The following is a 17,221-nucleotide window of genomic DNA, read 5'->3' on the forward strand; positions in this document are numbered from 1 at the left end:
GTGGTGTGGCTGGCATTGCACCTTGGGCGGATTAAGGTGGGATTATGAACCAAGCGAGGCCCTGCGGCGTGTCGACATCCAGCAATACCCCTGCATCTTCCACCTCGACCACCACACAGCTACCCCGGTGGGCATGCACCACCGAGCGCGCCCCTCCATCGCCATGCAGTTGCCCCAGCGCCGGCCAGAAATCCCGCCCGAAGATCACCGGGTGCCCCTGCTGCCCTGCGTGGCGTGGCAGCACGATACGGGACGCATTGGCGGCCTCGGCCAGGCGGCGCAGGGTTGCCGGGTCGATACATGGCATATCACCCAGCAAAATCGCTACCGCCTGTGCCTGGCTGTCGTGAAGCGACCGTGCCCCGACAGCCAGGCTATGCCCCATACCGGACGCGGCATCAGGGCTGCCGATTACCCGGCAACCGGCAGGCAACCCGAAATCCTCCCCACGCTCCCCCTCACGCAAGACCACACGCACCTCGTCGAACACCGCCCTGGCCCGCTCCACGCTGTGCGCCAACAGGCTGCGGCCATCGGCCAGGGTTGCCCGGCGCTTGTCGGAACCGAAGCGCGTGCTGCTGCCAGCCGCCAACACCAGCGCCATGACGCTCACGGCGTGACCTTCTGGCGCTTGCCAAGCCACTGCAACGCCCGGCATACCCCCTTTCGTTCACAATGCTGCACGTTTGCTCCGCCTTCAGCGCGACGAATCGCAGGGATTCAGGACCGACATACAGGGGGCCACAATTCGAATCCGTTGAAAAGGGGTTAACCTTGGGTTAATCGACTCCAGCCAGCATGACCCCATTCCTGGATCTACCAAGGCGAAGACATGCGCGTTTTCCTGCTCTTCCTGACACTGTTGCTGGCCGGCCCCTTGCAGGCCAACCCGTTCGACGTCAAACCTGACTTTTTACCGGTCAACCAAGCCTTCGTGCTCACCCACGACCGCCAGGCCGATGGCCAGATGCGCCTGTACTTCCAGATCAAGCCGGGCTACTACCTGTACCAGAAGCGCCTGAAGTTCGACGGTTTGCCCGCCGACCAGCACCCGCAGCTGCCGCCGGCGCTCAACCACCATGACGAGTTCTTTGGTGACAGCGCGGTGTACCGCGACCAGCTTGAGCTGCTGCTGCCCGCCAATGCCCAGGGGCAATTGCGCCTGGGCTGGCAGGGCTGTGCCGACGCCGGCCTGTGCTACCCGCCGCAAACCACGCAAATCGACCTGGGTGGCGGTGTGGCGCCTGCCGCCGAGCAAGCCGGCGACCAGGCGCTGGCCAGCGGCCTGCAACAGGACCACCTGGCCTGGAGCCTGCTGGCGTTCTTCGGCCTTGGCCTGCTGCTGGCCTTTACCCCCTGCTCGCTGCCAATGCTGCCGATTCTTGCCGGGCTGGTACTGGGCAACGGCGCTAGCGCCCGGCGCGGCTGGCTGCTGGCCGGGGTGTATGTACTAAGCATGGCGCTGGTGTACGCCGCCCTGGGCGTGGTTGCCGCGCTGCTGGGGGCCAGCCTGCAAGCCTGGCTGCAGCAACCCTGGCTGCTGGGCAGCCTGGCGGGGCTGTTCGTGTTGCTGGCCCTGCCGATGTTCGGCGCCTTCGAACTACAATTGCCCGCCGCCCTGCGCGACCGCCTGGACCGCGCCGGGCAAGGCACCCGTGGCGGCAACCTGTATGGCGCTGCACTGCTGGGGGCGTTGTCCGGCCTGCTGCTTGGCCCGTGCATGACCGCGCCACTGGCCGGGGCGCTGCTGTACATCGCCCAAAGCGGCGACGTGTTGCAAGGCGCGCTGGTGCTGTTCAGCCTTGGCCTGGGCATGGGCGTACCGCTGCTGTTGCTGGTGACCCTGGGCAACCGCTACCTGCCGCGTCCGGGCGCCTGGATGGAGCGGGTCAAGGGCGTGTTCGGCTTCGTGTTCCTGGCCATGGCGCTGTACACCGTGCGCAGCCTGCTGCCCGCCACCCTGCTGCTGGCGCTGAGTGGCGCCTGGCTCATCGCCTTGGCCTGGGCCAGCTGGCCGGCCCTGCAGCGTCTGCCAGCATTGCGCGCTGTGCCACTGTTGGGTGCCCTGTGGGGCGGCTTGTTGCTGGTAGGCGCCGCAGCAGGTGGCGACGATCTCTGGCAGCCGCTGCAACCGTTCGCCGGTGGTGGTGCGCCAGTTGCTGGTCAGCATGCCGAGGACAGCTTCGTCACGGTGAGCCGCCCCGAAGACCTGCAACGTGAACTGGAAGCGGCAAAGGCCCGTGGCCAGTGGGTGATGCTCGACTACTACGCCGACTGGTGCGTGTCGTGCAAGGTCATGGAAAAGCAGGTGTTCGCCCGCAACGACGTGCAGGCCGGCCTGGCCGGCGTGCACTTGCTGCGCTTGGACGTGACCGCCGACACGCCAGCCAGCAAAGCCCTGCTGCAACGCTACCAGGTACCCGGCCCGCCCAGCATCATCTGGATCGGCCCGGAGGGCGACGAGCGCCGAGCGCGGCGTATCACCGGTGAAGTCGACGCCGCTGTGTTCCAGCAACACTGGGCCCAGACCAGGAGCCAAGGCTGATGCTGACCGTAACCCTCGGGCCACTGACCATGGCCCTCAACCACCTGCTGATGCTCGCCGCCCTGGGGATTGCCTGCGTGGTCGGCTGGTGGGTCGCCCGGCGCGGTGGCGAAAGCCCGGAGTCGGCACTGTTCAACCTGTTCCTGATCGGCGTGCTGGCTGCCCGCGCAGGCTTCGTGCTGGCCTACTGGCCGATGTACCGCGATGAGCCGTTGCAGATCATCGACATTCGCGACGGTGGCTTCCTGTTCTGGTCGGGCCTGGCCGGTATCGTCCTCGCTGCCCTGTGGCAAGGCTGGCGCCAACCGGGCCTGCGCCGCCCGCTCGGTTGGGCGCTGTTCAGTGGTGCGTTGTTCTGGGGCCTGGCCAGCCTGGGCGGGCACCTGTACAGCAAAGGCACCGAGCTGCCGGAACTGAGCCTGCGCAACGCTGGCGGCCAATCCGTCGCCTTGCACAGCTACCGTGGCAAGCCGCTGGTGATCAACATCTGGGCCACCTGGTGCCCGCCCTGCCGCCGGGAAATGCCGGTGCTGCAACAGGCGCAAAGCGACTATCCGCACGTGACCTTCCTGTTCGTCAACCAGGGCGAGACCCCGGAAAACGTCAGCACCTTCCTTGCCACCACCGGCCTGAGCCTGACCCACGTGCTGTTCGACGGCACCGGCCTGCTGGCCCAGCGCGTCGGTTCCATGGCCCTGCCCACCACCCTGTTCTACGACGCCGACGGGCGGCTGGTTGGCAGCCACCTGGGCGAGCTGTCCCGGGCCAGCCTGCGCCACGCCCTGGAGCCTTTCGACCGGGCCACCGCGCCCGCCCCTGCCGCACAAGGAAACTGACATGCGACTGACTGCCCTGCTGCCCCTGTCCCTGGCCCTGCTGGCCGCCCCCGCCTTGCAGGCCGAAGAGCTGCCCAAGGCCGTTCAGCAACTGCAAGCCAAGGGCGCTGTGATCAAAGGCAGCTTCGATGCGCCCAACGGCCTGCGCGGTTACGCCGCCGAGTACCAGAACAACGCCCTGGCCCTGTACCTCACCCCCGACGGCAAGCATGTGCTGGTCGGCAGCCTGTTCGACGAACAAGGCAAGGACCTGAGCGCCGAACCGCTGGAAAAGCTGGTGTATGCGCCGATGAGCAAGGAAATCTGGGCGAAGATGGAGAAAACCGCGTGGATTGCCGACGGCAAGGCCGATGCGCCACGCAAGGTGTACCTGTTCAGCGACCCCAACTGCCCGTACTGCAATATGTTCTGGGAACAGGCACGGCCCTGGGTGGAATCGGGCAAGGTGCAGTTGCGCCACATCATGGTCGGCATCATCCGCGAGGACAGCCCGGGCAAATCGGCAGCCCTGCTGGCGGCGAAAGACCCGGCCAAGGCATTGCAAGCGCATGAAAAAGCCGGCAAGGCCAGCAAGCTGAAGGCACTGGAGCAGGTGCCGGAGGCCGTGCAGCAGAAGCTGGCGGCGAACATGGCATTGATGGAAGAGATGGGGTTGCAGGCAACCCCGGCGATTTTCTATCAGGATGAACAGGGCAATTTGCAGAGCCAGCAAGGGGCACCTCGGCCAGAGATGCTTGGGAAGATTCTCGGTAAGCGCTGATCGGCGGTTGCCTGTACCGGCCTCTTCGCGGGCGTGCCCGCGAAGAGGCCGGTACAGGCTAGCCAATCACTTTAGAGCCCCTCAAGCTCAGCCATCAGGTCACTAAGCCGGTCGACCTTGTCGTCATCCAGCGCACTGCCCTGAAGCCCCTGCACATACTCGGCCAGCTCCTCCACCGTGCTGCACTCGAACATCGCCCGCAGTGGCACGTTCAGTTGCAGCTGTTTCTGCACCCGCGAGGCAATTTGCGTGGCCAGCAACGAATGCCCGCCCAACTCGAAGAAGTTGTCGTGCACCCCCACCCGTTCGGCCTTGAGCACATCGGCCCAGATACCGGCCAACACTTCCTCCAGCGCGTTGCGCGGCGCCTGATAGGCCTGGCTGTGCTGGCCGCCGATGTCGATGGCTGGCAACGCCTTGCGGTCGAGCTTGCCATTGGCGTTGTGCGGAAGGTGGTCGAACCAGCCCCAGTGCAGCGGCACCATGTATTCCGGCAACTCGGCACGCAGGCGTTGCTTTACCTGCTCCAGCAACCCGGCGTCAGCGACGATACCCTGGTGGGCCACGAGGTAACCGACCAGATGCTTGCCATTGACGCCTTCCTGCACGCCCACCGCAGCGTCGCGGATTTCTGCCTGTTCGTGCAGGCGCGCTTCGATCTCGCCCAGCTCGATGCGGTAACCGCGAATCTTCACCTGGTGGTCGATGCGCCCGACGTATTCCAGCACACCGTCCGGGCGCTGCCGAGCCAGATCGCCGGTGCGGTACAGGCGCTCGCCCGGCGATCCGAAAGGATGAGGAATGAACGCCAAGGCCGTGCGCACCGGGTCGCCGACATAACCACGGCCCACGCCAGTCCCTGCAACACACAGCTCGCCCACCGCACCCAGCGGCACCAGCGCCTGGTCTTCGCCGAACAGGTACAGGCGGTTGTTGTCGGTCGGTGTGCCGATAGGCAGGTAGCTGCCTTGGGTTGACGCAGCATCGACACGGAAGAACGCCACGTCATCGGAACATTCTGCCGGCCCGTAGGCATTGACCAGGCCAATGTGCGGGTAGCGTTGCAGCCACTGCGCCGCCAGCTCCGGCGGCATGGCTTCGCCGGTCGGCAGCATCCAGCGCAGGCCGTCGAGGGCCTGGTGGTCGTTGGCCAGCATGCCTTGAATCAGCGATGGCACGCTTTCCAGCACGGTGATGCCGGTCGCCTGCACATGTGCCAGCAGGCCCTGCGGGTCATGGGCGATGGCGTTCGGCACAATCTCCACCTTGGCCCCGAACAACGGTGCAGCGAGGAACTGCCACACCGAAATATCGAAGCTCTGCGAGGCAGTCTGGGCGATCACGTCCTGCTCGCTCAGCGCCAGGTACGGCACCTTGCTCAGCTGGTTGTTGAGCATGCCGCGCTGCTCCACCATCACCCCTTTTGGCAGGCCGGTGGAGCCTGAGGTGTAGATCACATAGGCCAGGTTGTCCGGGCCACTGTGAATGCCAGGGTTATGGCTGGCAACCGGGCTTGCCTGGATGTCTTCCCACACCAGCAACTGTGGCCGTAGCGCAGCCTCCAGTTCGCCCAGCAACTGCCGGCCTTGCTCGGCACAGGCCGCGCTACACACCAGCACCGGGGTACGACTGAGCTGGATGATGCTTTGCAGGCGCGCCGCCGGCAGGCCCGGGTCCAGTGGCAGGTAGCCCGCACCGGCCTTGAAGCTGCCGACGATCATGCCCAACAGCGGCAAACCGCGCTCGGCCAGCAGTGCCACCGGCTGGTCCACCTTCACGCCTGCCGCGACCAAGGCGTGGCCCAGGCGGTTGGCCGCCAAGTTCAGCCCGGCGTAGTCGTAAGACGCTTCCAGGCAGCGGGCGACGGTACGTTCCGGGTGCGCAGCCACCTGTGCTTCGAACTGCGCGATGTAGCTCTGCTCCAGCGGATAAGCCCGCTCAGTGCGGTTGCAGTCCTCCAGCAGGAAGCGCTGTTCTTCTGCACCCAGCAGCGGCAGTTCGCTGACCTCGCCGTCGAAGCCTTGCACCAGCGCCAGCAGCAGGCGCTTGAACTCGGCCAGCAAGCGCTCGACGGTTGGGAAGTCGAAGTAGCGCTGGTCGAACGACAGGTGCAGGCCAAGGTCGTCGCCCGGGTAGCACACCGCCGTCAGCGGAAAGTTGGTGTGGGTACGGCCCGAATCGGAACTGGCATTCAGGTGCTGGGCATGATCGAGCACGGCGGTTTCCACCGGGGCGTTCTCGAACACGAACAGGCTGTCGAACAGCGGCTGGCCTTTAGGCAGCTCGCTGCACTCCTGAATCGCCACCAGCGGCAGGTATTCGTACTCGCGCAGCTCCATGTTGCTTTGCAGCAGGCCTTGCAGCCACTGGCGCACACTGCGGCGCTCACCGGCTACCGGCAACTGCACGCGTAAGGCAACGCTGTTGATGAACAGGCCGACGGTGCGCTGCATCTGCGGCATGCTCACCGGGCGCCCGGCCACGGTCACGCCAAAGGCCACATCGCGGTCGCCGCTGTAACGCGCCAGCACCAAGGCCCAGGCCGCCTGGGCGAAGGTGTTGACGGTGAGCTGGTGGGCCTGGGCCAGTTCGCGCAGGCGCACGCCATCACTGACGTCAAGGCGGGTGTAGCAATCACCCACCACCATGCCGCTGCCGGCTTGGTCATGGCGCAGCGGGCGGTCACTCAGGATGGCAGTGGCGCGCTCGAAACCGGCCAGGTTCGCCTGCCACCAGGCGCGTGCGTCGTCCAGGCCCTGGCGTTGCAGCCAGCCGATGTAGTCGCGGTAACGTGGCGGCACCGGTAGCTGGGCCTGACGGCCTTCGCCAAGGGCCTGGTACACCTCGAAGAAGTCGTTCATCAACAGCGAGCGGCACCAGGCATCGATCAGGATGTGGTGGTTGCTCATCATGAACCAGTAGCGCTCGTCGGCCACGCGCACCAGGCGCAGGTGGAACGGCGCCTCACTGAGCAGGGCGAACCCGGCCTCACGCTCCTGCTTGTGCAGGGCTTGCAGGCGCTGCTCCTGAGCATCGTCCGCGAGACCGCGCCAGTCCTGATAGTCCACCGCCAGGCTGCCCGGCTTGTGGATGATCTGCAGCATCGCCTCGCCACTGTTCCAGCTGAACGATGCGCGCAACGCTTCATGGCGCGCCACCACGGCCTGCCAGGCCTGGGCGAAACGCGCGGGGTCCAGGGCGCTGTTGATGCGGTAGCGGTCCTGCATGTAGTACAGGCCCGTGCCGGGCTCCAGCAGGGTGTGCAGCAGCATGCCTTCCTGCATTGGCGTCAGCGGGTAGACGTCTTCGATCTGTGCCGCTGGCACGGGCAGCGCATCGATCTGCTCCTGGCTAAGGTGTGCCAGCGGGAAGTCCGACGGAGTGAAGCTGCCGTTGCCATCGGCCAGGCAATGGGCGACCAACGCCAGCAGTTCCTGGCGGTAGGCTTCGGCCAAGGCAGCGATGGTGCGCTCGTCGTAGCGCTCGGCACTGAACTTCCAGCGCAGTTGCAAGGCACCGCCATACACCTGGCCATCGACGCTCAACCCGTTGGGCAGCGGAGCATCGAGGTCATGCGCCAAGCCGGCCGGGGCTTCCAGCGGCTGGAACAGCGCCGCGCGGTCGAACTGCTGGTCGAACTGGCCCAGGTAGTTGAAGGTGATGCGCGCCTGCGGCAAGGCCGCCATCGGCTCGCGCACTTGCGGGTCGGCCAGGTAGCGCAGCACGCCATAGCCCAGGCCTTTGTGCGGCACCTGGCGCAGTTGTTCCTTGATGCGCTTGATCGAACCGGCCCGCGCCGCATCGTCCTCGCCTGGCTGTGGGCGCAGGCTGAGCGGATACGCGTTGGTGAACCAGCCGACGCTGCGGGTCAGGTCCATGTCTTCGAACAACCCGTCACGGCCATGGCCTTCGAGCTGCACCAGCACCTCCTCATCGCCGCTCCAGCGGCACAAGGTTCGCGCCAGCGCCGTCAGCAGCAGGTCGTTGACCTGAGTGTGGTAGGCCGCCGGAGCCTGTTGCAGCAGTTGCCGAGTCTGCTCCACATCCAGGCCGATGGGCAGGGTGCGGGCGTGGCGGTGCAGGTTGCCACCTTGCGGGTGATCGCACGGCAACTCGCGGCGCACGCCACCCAACTGGCCTTGCCACCAGCCCAGTTCGTCACGCAGCGAATCGCTGCCCGCGTAGCTGGCCAGGCGCGCGGCCCAGTCGCCCATGGCGTGGGTCTTGGCCGGCAGCGGCTGGCCACGGTACAACGCCTGCAGGTCTTCAAGCAGCACCCGCCAGGACACGCCATCGACCACTAGGTGATGAATCGCCAGCAACAGGCGCTGGCTGCCCTGCCCGTCACGCACCAGCAAGGCACGCAGCAGCGGGCCCTGTTGCAGGTCGAGGCTACGCTGCAAATCGGTGTATAGCGCCTGGCAATCGGCGAAGTCGGCGACAGTGGCGGTCCACAGCAGTTGCTCGGCGGCTGGCTGGGCATACTCGGCCTGCCAGCGGCCATGGGCCTCGCTGAAGCGCAGGCGCAAGCTGTCGTGGTGCTGGACCAGTGCGGCCAAGGCCTGCGCCAGCGCAGCCTCATCCAGCGGCTGACGCGCTTCCAGCAACACCGCCTGGTTCCAGTGCTGCGGCTGCGGCACCTCGCTGTCGAAGAACCAGTGCTGGATCGGCGTCAGGCCGACCTGGCCCTGGCGCTCGCCCTGTTCGATGGTGCTGGCAGCTTCGCTGCGCTGAACCACCTCAGCCAAGATCTGGATGGTCTGGTGCTGGAAAAGGTCGCGCGGGGTGAATTGCAAGCCGGCCTGACGGGCCCGGCTGACCACCTGAATCGACAGGATCGAGTCGCCGCCCAGTTCGAAGAAGTTGTCTTGCACGCCAACCTGGGCAACATTGAGCACATCGCGCCAGATCTGCGCGAGTTGCGCCTCCACTTCGTTGCCGGGGGCTTGGGATTGCTGGCGGGCCTGCTCCAGATCGGGCAGCGGCAAGGCACGGCGGTCGAGCTTGCCGTTACCCATCAGCGGCAGGCTTTCGAGCAGCACCAGGTGCGCAGGCACCATGTAGTCCGGCAGGTGCTGGCGGGCATCAGCCTTTACTCCTTCGCGCAACAGGCTTTGCGCCTCGCTACCGGCAGCGGCCTGCTTGCACACCAGGTAACCCACCAGCTGCTTGCCACCAGGCAGGTCGAGGGCCAGCACCACAGCCTCTTCGACGTCGGCATGCGCCTGCAGGCGGCTTTCGATTTCGCCCAACTCGATGCGGAAGCCGCGAATCTTCACCTGCTGGTCGGCACGGCCGACGTATTCCACCAGGCCATCCGTGCCCAGGCGCACCAGGTCGCCGGTGCGGTACAGGCGCCCGCCTTCAGTGCTGAACGGGTCGGCGACGAAGCGCTCGGCGCTGAGGCCCGGGCGGTCGTGGTAGCCCTGGGCCAAGCCGGCACCGCCGACATACAGTTCGCCAATGCCGCCCTGTGGCAGCAAGGCCAGATCTTCGTCGAGGATGTAGGCCGTGCGGCTACCGATGACGCGGCCGATCGGCACGCTGCCCAGCTCTGCCTGCAGCGTTTCTGGCGCCAGGCAGGCCAGCGGCATGACCACGGTTTCGGTCGGGCCGTAGGCGTTGAAGAACTGCTGCGGCGCAAAGGCCTGGCGAATACGCTGCAGGTGCTCGCCAGTCAGCGCTTCGCCACCGGTAATCACCAGGCGCACCGGCAGTTGTTCGCCTTGCCCGCCCAGGTATTGGGCCAACTGGCTGCCATAGCTGGGGGTAAAGCCCAGAATGCTTACCTGCTGATCACGTACCAGCTGGCAGATCTCTTCGGCGCCCCACTGCCCCTGAGCGCGCAGCACCACGCGGGCACCGCATAGCAGCGGCACCCACAGGCGCTCGCTGGCCGCGTCGAAGTTGATCGAATAGAAATGCAGCTCGCAGTCATCGCTGCGCATGCCGAATGCGGCGATCACCGCCTGGCAATGCATGGCGAATTCGCCGTGGCTGACCACCACGCCCTTGGGCTTGCCGGTGGAGCCGGAGGTGTAGATCAGGTAGGCCTGGTGCTGCGGCAGGCTGAGGTTGTTTAGCGGTGCATCGCTGTAGGCCGAAAGGCTGGCGGCATCGTCTTCCAGGCTCCAGCGGGCCACGCCTTCGGGCAGGTCGCCCAGGGTTTGCAGCAGCTCGCGCTGGCTGATCAGCAAGCCAATGCGGCTGTCCTCGATCATGTAGCGCAGGCGGTCGAGCGGGTACTCTGGGTCCAGCGGCACATAGGCGCCCCCCGCCTTGAGGATGGCCAGCAGGCCGACGACCATTTCCAGCGAGCGTTCCAGCGCCAGGCCCACGCGTACCTGCGGGCCGACACCACGCTCACGCAGGGCGCGGGCCAGGCGGTTGGCCTGCTGGTCGAGCTCGGCGTAGGTCATGTGCTGGCCGGCGAAGGTCAGCGCACCCGCCTGTGGCGTGCGGGCCGCCTGGGTGGCGAACAGGCCATGCAGCGTGTGGTCAAGGTCGAAGTCCTGCTCACCCTGCAACTGGCCCACCAACACCTGCTGCTCGGCGCTGCTCAGCATCGGCAGCTCGCACAGGCGCTGTTGCGGGTTGTCCAGCAGACCGACCAACAGTTGTTGCCAGTGCTCGGCCATGCGTGCGATGCGTGGCTCTTCGAACAGGTCGCGGCTGTAGGTCAGGCAGCAGCCCAGGCGGCCGTCGAGGTCGGTCACTTCCAGGTACAGGTCGAACTTGGTGGCGCTGGCGTCGTTGACCAGGTAATCCACCTGCATGCCGGCCAGCGTGCGGCTTTGCTGGAAGGCCCAGCGCTGCACGTTGCACATCACCTGGAACAGCGGGTTGTAGGCACTGCTGCGCGGTGGCTGCAAGGCCTCGACCAGCTGGTCGAACGGCAGGTCCTGGTGCGACTGGCCTTCGATGGCGGCCTGGCGCATCTGCTCCAGCAGGTCGCTGGCGGTCATCTGCCCGTCCAGCTCGCAACGCAGCACCTGGGTGTTGAGGAAGGCGCCGATCAGGCCTTCGCTTTCCGGGCGAATGCGGTTGGCCACCGGCGCGCCGATGCGCAGGTCTCGCTGGCCACTGTAGCGGTGCAGCAAGGCGGCCAGGGTGGCGGTCATGGTCATGAACAGGGTCAGGCCGCGCTGGCTGTTGAAGGCATGCACGCGAGCGACCAATGCTGGGTCGAGCTCGAAGCGGTACAGCTCGCCACGGTGGCTCTGCACGGCCGGGCGCGGGCGGTCGGCGGGCAATGCCAGCACCGGGTGTTCGTCGCCCAGACGGGCCTTCCAGTAATCCAGCTGGCGGGCACCCTCGCCGCTTTCCAGCCACTGCCGTTGCCACACGCTGTAGTCCAGGTATTGCACCGGCAGCGGCGCCAGCGGCGATTCGCGGTCATCGACAAAGGCCTCGTACAGCTCGCCCAGTTCGCGGGCGAAAATGTCCATGGCCCAGCCTTCGGTGACGATGTGGTGCAGGGTCAGCACGAAGAAGTGCTCACGCTCCTCGGCCTTGACCAGGCAGGCGCGCAGCAGCGGGCCACGCTCCAGGTCGAACGGCTGGTGCGCCTGGTCGTCGGCCAGTTGTTGCAGGCGTTGCTGGCGGGTATCGGCGGGCAAGGCGCTGAAGTCTTGCCAGTCCAGCTGCAGGCCGCTGTCTTCGGCCACGCACTGGTACGGCACACCGTCGATGCTGGGGAACGTGGTGCGCAGGGTTTCATGGCGCACGATCAGCGCCTGCAGTGCACGCTCGAAGGCGTCTACATGCAGGGTGCCGCGCAGGCGCGCCATGCCGCCGACGTTGTAGGCCGGGCTGTCCGGCTCCATTTGCCAGAGGAACCACATGCGCTGCTGCGAATACGACAACGGCACGGCCCGGCTGCGGTCGACACGGGCGATTTCGCCTTGCAGGTTGCGCTCGCCGGCGGCGCGGATGCGTGCGATCTCGGCACAGAACGCGCCCAGCTCGCTGGCTTCGAACAAGGCCTTGAGTGGCAGTTCGACGTCACAAGCCTGGCGGCTGCGCGAGACGATCTGGGTGGCCAGCAGCGAATGCCCGCCCAGGGCGAAAAAGTCGTCCTGCAGGCCGACACGCGGCAGGTTCAGCACCTCACGCCAAATGGCAGCGACCTGCTGTTGCAGCTCGGTTTTTGGCTCGACGTGTTCGCGTTGCTGCCACACCGGGGCCGGCAGCGCCTTGCGGTCGACTTTGCCGCTGGGGCCCAGTGGCATCTGTGCCAGCGGGATGAGTTGCGCCGGCACCATGTAGGCGGGCAGTTGTTCAGCCAGCACCGCCAGCAACCCGGCGGGTTGGGCACTGCCGCTGTAGTAGCCGACCAGTTGCGCGCCGACAGCATCCTTGTGAATCAGTACCAGTGCCTGATCGACACCGGCCTGGGCCAGCAGGCAGGCCTGTACTTCCTCCGGCTCGACACGGAAGCCGCGCACCTTCACCTGCTGGTCGAGGCGACCGAGGTACTCCAGGGCCTCAAGCTGAACCTGCCAGCGGGCGCGGTCGCCGCTGCGGTACAGGCGTTCGCCATTGCCGTCGGCCTGGGGCACGAAGCGTTCGGCGGTAAGGCCGGGGCGGCCCAGATAGCCACGGGCCAGGCCTGCGCCACCGAGGTACAGCTCGCCCGGTACGCCGGGGGCCGTCAGTTCCAGCTCATCGTCCAGCACGCGGCACAGCACATTGCCCAACGGGCGGCCGATGGGCGAGCGCTCGCCATCGGCCACCTGGCAGTGCCAGTGGGTGACGTTGATGGCGGTTTCGGTCGGGCCATAGCGGTTGTGCAGTTGCACCTGTGGCAGCACTTGCAATACGCGGTCGCGCAAGGCGGCGGACAGCGCTTCGCCGCCCGAGAACACGCGGCGCAGGCTGTTGCAGGCGGCCACCTGCGGCTCCTGGACAAACACTTGCAACAGCGGCGGCACGAAGTGCAGCGTGGTCACACCATGGGCCTGTACCAGCGCAGCGATGCGCTGCGGGTCGCGGTGCTCGCCGGGGCCGGCCAGTATCAGCTTGCAACCGGTGACCAGCGGCCAGAAGCATTCCCATACCGATACATCGAAGCTGATCGGCGCCTTCTGCATCAGCACGTCGCTGTCATTCAGCGCATAGGTGGCCTGCATCCACTGCAAGCGTTCGGCCAGTGCCGCATGGGTGTTGCCCACGCCTTTGGGCTGGCCGGTGGAGCCGGAGGTGTAGATCACGTAGGCCAGGTTGTCGCCGTGCAGCTGCAGGCCTGGCGCGTGGCTGGGCCAGCTGTCCAGGTGCAACTGGTCGAGGGCGATGGCGCTGACGCCGTCGACCTGCGGCAACTTGCCCAGCAGGCTGCTGTGGCTCAGCAGCAGGCCGGCGTTGCAGTCGGTGAGCATGTAGGCCAGGCGTTCGGTCGGGTAATCGACATCCAGCGGCACGTAGGCGCCGCCCGCCTTGAGGATGGCCAGCAGGCCAACCAGCAACTGCGGCGAACGCTCGATGGCAATGGCGACGCAGGTGTCGGGGCCGACGCCTTTGTCACGCAGGTAATGGGCCAGGCGGTTGGCCTGCTGGTGCAGTTCGGCGTAGTCGAGGCTGCCGCCGTCCCAGACCAGCGCTGTGCGCTGCGGGGTCAGGCGGGCCTGTTCGTTAAGCTGCTCGACCAGCAGCCGTTGCGGCGCGATGGCCGGCGCCTGGCCCCAGCTCAGCAGCTGCGCTCGGCCAGCCTCGTCCAGCAATTGCACCTCACCCAAGGCCCGCTGTGGCGCGGCACTCACTTGCTCCAGCAGCGTCAGCAAGTGATGGGCCAGGCGTTTGACGGTGCTGGTGTCGAACAGCTCGCCCGCATAGTCGAAGGCCAGGCTCAGGCGGCCCTGGTGGTCTTCTTCACTGTGCAGCTGCAAGTCGAATTTGGCTTCGCGGCTGTGCCACGGCAGCTCCTCGGCCAACAGACCCGGCAGGCGGCGCAAGGCCGACAGGTCGCGCTGCTGGTGGTTGAACATGACCTGGAACAGGCCTTGTTCGCGCGCTTCGGGCAGGGCTTCGACCAGCTGTTCGAACGGCAAGTCCTGGTTGGCCTGGGCCTCCAGGGTGGCTTGGCGCACCTGGGCCAGCAGCTGCGTGAACGGCAGGCGGCCATCGAGCTGTGCGCGCAGCACCTGGGTGTTGATGAAGAAGCCGACCAGGCCTTGGGTTTCCAGGCGCGGGCGGTTGGCGTTGGGCACGCCGACGCGGATGTCGGCCTGGCCACTGTAGCGGTGCAGCAGCGCCTGCCAGCCGGCCAGCAGGACCATGAACAGGCTGGCCTGCTGTTCGCGGGCCAGGCCTTTGAGTGCTTCGGTGAGCTTGGCCGGCACCTTCAGATTGAAACGTGAAGCACTGTGCTCGCGCTGGCTGGCGCGGGGGTGGTCGGTGCACAGGTCAAGCGCCGGCAGGTCGCCGCCCAACTGTACCTTCCAGTACTGCAATTGGCGTTCGGCTTCACCGTCGGCCAGCCATTGTCGCTGCCAGGTGCCATAGTCGGCGTAACCCAGGGTCAGCGGCGCCAGGTTGGCCTCCAGGCCCTGGCAGCAGGCGGCGTACAGCCTGGCGAATTCATCCAGCAAGATGTTCAGCGACCAGCCGTCGGCGACGATGTGGTGCAAGGTCACCCACAGCTGGTGGTCTTCATCGTCCAGCCGGGCCAGGGTCACGCGCAGAAGCGGGCCCTGGGTCAGGTCGAACGGCTGGCGGGCTTCGGCTTCACGCTGGGCGCTGACCTGCTCGGCGGACTGGCCTTCGAGGTCCAGGCGGTGCAGGCTGAACGGCTGTTGCGCCAGGATGCGCTGCAGGGCCTGGCCGTCTTCTTCACTGAAGACGGTGCGCAGGGATTCGTGGCGTGCCACCAGCGCCTGAAAGGCAGCCTCCAGCGCGCTTTCGTCCAGCTCGCCACGCAGCTGCAGGCCGGCCGGAATGTTGTAGGCCGCCGATTGTGGCGCCAACTGCCACATCAGCCATAAGCGGTTTTGCGCCAGCGACTGGGGCAAGGCCTGGCCGCGTTCCAGCGTTGCGATAGTGGCGGTTTCGGCAGCGCCCTGCGCGATGACCGACGCCACAGCGCTACTGTAATCGGCCAGCACCGGCGCTTCGAACAGGGTGCGCAGGCTCAGGTTGATACCCAGCTCATCGGCCAGTCGGGCGGTGGCCTGGGTGGCGGCGATGGAGTTGCCGCCCAGCAGCAGGAAGTGGTCGTCGGCCGCAATCGCCTCGACCTTGAGGATGTCGCGCCACACCGCAGCGATGCGTGCCTGCAGTTCATCGGCAGCACCCGCGCCCGTAGCGGCTTCGCTCACATCCGGGAAGCGGGCATAGCAGTCCAGGCTGCCATCGCCCATGCGCAGGCGGCAGGCCGAGCGCTGCAGCTTGCCGCTGGAGGTCTTGGGCAGCGCGCCGGGGTTCAGCAGCAGGACCACGGCCGGGGCCTGGCGGCAGGCATCGGCGATTACCTGGCGCAGGGTCTTGATCAGGTCTTGAGGCTTGATTGCCTTTTGCACGTTGCGGCTTATCTCCACCGCCACGCCGATGCCCTCCTCGCCCTGATGCTCGACGGCGAACACGGCCACCCGCCCTTTGCGCAATACTTCAACTTCACGCTCGAGGGCTTTCTCCAGGTCCTGCGGGTAGAGGTTCTGCCCACGCACGATCAGCATGTCTTTCAGGCGCCCGGTGACGAACACCTCGCCCTCGCGCATGAAGCCCAGGTCGCCGGTGCGCAGCCAGGTCTGGCCGTCCATTTCGACAAAAGTGCGTGCGCTGGCTTCGGGGTTGCGCCAGTAACCCAAGGCGATGCTTGGGCCACCCGCCCAGATTTCACCCACCTGGTTGTCGCCCAGTACCTGCAGCTGCTGCGGCTCGACAATGCGCACGGCGTGCCCAGGCTGCGGGTAGCCGCAGCTCATCAGCACGCTGCCCTGGCCCGGCTGGGCACGGTTGGCGGCGAAGGCTTCGGCGTCCAGCTCCAGCGCGGCGATACCCTGGCCGCGGCGGCTGCCGCTGACGAACAGGGTGGCTTCGGCCAGGCCGTAGCTGGCGAAGAAACTGGACGCATCGAAACCGCAGGCCTGGAACTTGTCGGCGAAGGTGGCCAGGCTATCCTGGCGGATCGGTTCGGAGCCGGAATAGGCCACGCGCCAGCGGCTAAGGTCTAGCCCGGCCAACGCGGCCTCGCTGACCCGTTCGCTGCACAGGCGGTAGGCAAAGTCGGGGCCACCGCTGATGGTGCCGCCGTACTCGCTGATGGCCTGCAACCAGCGCAGTGGCCGGGCCAGGAAGTAGCCCGGCGACATCAGCACACACGGCACTCCGCTGAAGATGGGTTGCAACAGGCCGCCGATCAGGCCCATGTCGTGGTACAGCGGCAACCAGCTGACGATCACGTCGTCGGGGTTGAGATCGATGCCGAAGCCTTGGCGAATCAACTGCTCGTTGGCCACCAGGTTGCCATGGCTGACTTGCACGCCCTTGGGCAACGCGGTGGAGCCGGAGGTGTATTGCAGGAAGGCGATGTCATCGCCTTTCAGCGTAGGTTCGCGCCAGTTCGCGGCCAACGCCGGGTCCAGGCTATCCACTGCCAGCAGCTCAGGGCCGTTGTCCGCTGCCAGGGCTTCCAGGCCCTGCAGGTTGCCGTGCAGTGCCGCCACGGTCAGCAACAGACGTGGCTCGGCGTCATCGATGATCGACAGCAAACGCTCCTGGTGGTGCTGGCGCGCGGACTCTGGCGGATACGCCGGTACCGCGATCACGCCGGCATACAGGCAGCCGAAGAACGCTGCCACGTAGTCCGGGCCGCTGGGGAACAACAGCACCGCACGGTCGCCGAAGCCGGCACGGGCCTGCAAGGCGGCGGCGATGGTGCGGGCGCGCTGGTCGAGGTCCCGATAGCTGAGCACGGCCTGCTCGCCGGGGGCGTCGGCCAGAAAGCGCAAGGCGACCTTGTCCGGGGTCTGGGCGGCGCGTTGCGCCAGGGCCTGGACCAGCGAGAGCGGGAGTTCGAAGGCGTCCGTCATGGGGTGTTCCTGCCAGTGTCTGGGTGGGGCGGGCCGGCTGCGGCGCGAACGTGGG

General features: G+C 66.7%; 5 protein-coding genes. 3 read left to right on the forward strand and 2 right to left on the reverse strand.

Features of this window, described 5'->3' with window-relative positions; all coding sequences use genetic code 11:
• Window positions 1-31: 31 nt before the first annotated feature.
• Window positions 32-613: an NTP transferase domain-containing protein gene (locus tag ACF8MI_RS14410; protein ID WP_164524861.1), complete on the reverse strand. Its 582-nt coding sequence runs from the start codon at window positions 611-613 to the stop codon at window positions 32-34.
• Between the two features lie 219 nt (window positions 614-832).
• Between ACF8MI_RS14410 and dsbD the strand changes: the two genes are divergently transcribed.
• From dsbD to dsbG, 3 genes are read left to right on the forward strand one after another with little or no spacing between them, the layout of a single operon-like run.
• Window positions 833-2,545, forward strand: coding sequence for a protein-disulfide reductase DsbD (gene dsbD, locus ACF8MI_RS14415; protein WP_104834262.1), 1,713 nt, complete (start codon window positions 833-835; stop codon window positions 2,543-2,545).
• Window positions 2,545-3,381, forward strand: a complete 837-nt coding sequence (locus ACF8MI_RS14420) for a TlpA disulfide reductase family protein (RefSeq protein ID WP_060501190.1) — start codon at window positions 2,545-2,547, stop codon at window positions 3,379-3,381. Before dsbD ends, ACF8MI_RS14420 begins: the two co-directional genes overlap by 1 nt.
• Before the next feature lies 1 nt (window position 3,382).
• Window positions 3,383-4,141: a thiol:disulfide interchange protein DsbG gene (gene dsbG, locus ACF8MI_RS14425; protein WP_016711686.1), complete on the forward strand. Its 759-nt coding sequence runs from the start codon at window positions 3,383-3,385 to the stop codon at window positions 4,139-4,141.
• A gap of 71 nt (window positions 4,142-4,212) precedes the next feature.
• On the opposite strand, the gene ACF8MI_RS14430 is transcribed toward dsbG, so the two are convergent.
• Window positions 4,213-17,166: a non-ribosomal peptide synthetase gene (locus ACF8MI_RS14430; RefSeq protein ID WP_392517576.1), complete on the reverse strand. Its 12,954-nt coding sequence runs from the start codon at window positions 17,164-17,166 to the stop codon at window positions 4,213-4,215.
• Window positions 17,167-17,221: the final 55 nt, after the last annotated feature.

The sequence above is a fragment of the Pseudomonas sp. yb_9 genome (assembly GCF_043103635.1).
GTDB classification, from domain to species: Bacteria; Pseudomonadota; Gammaproteobacteria; order Pseudomonadales; family Pseudomonadaceae; genus Aquipseudomonas; species Aquipseudomonas monteilii.

Excerpts from the sequence above, each read along its gene's own strand:
- ACF8MI_RS14420 (WP_060501190.1), top strand. The coding sequence starts at position 2,545 with ATGCTGACCGTAACCCTCGGGCCACTGACCATGGCCCTCAACCACCTG.
- dsbD (WP_104834262.1), top strand. The coding sequence starts at position 833 with ATGCGCGTTTTCCTGCTCTTCCTGACACTGTTGCTGGCCGGCCCCTTG.
- ACF8MI_RS14430 (WP_392517576.1), bottom strand. The coding sequence starts at position 17,166 with ATGACGGACGCCTTCGAACTCCCGCTCTCGCTGGTCCAGGCCCTGGCG.
- dsbG (WP_016711686.1), top strand. The coding sequence starts at position 3,383 with ATGCGACTGACTGCCCTGCTGCCCCTGTCCCTGGCCCTGCTGGCCGCC.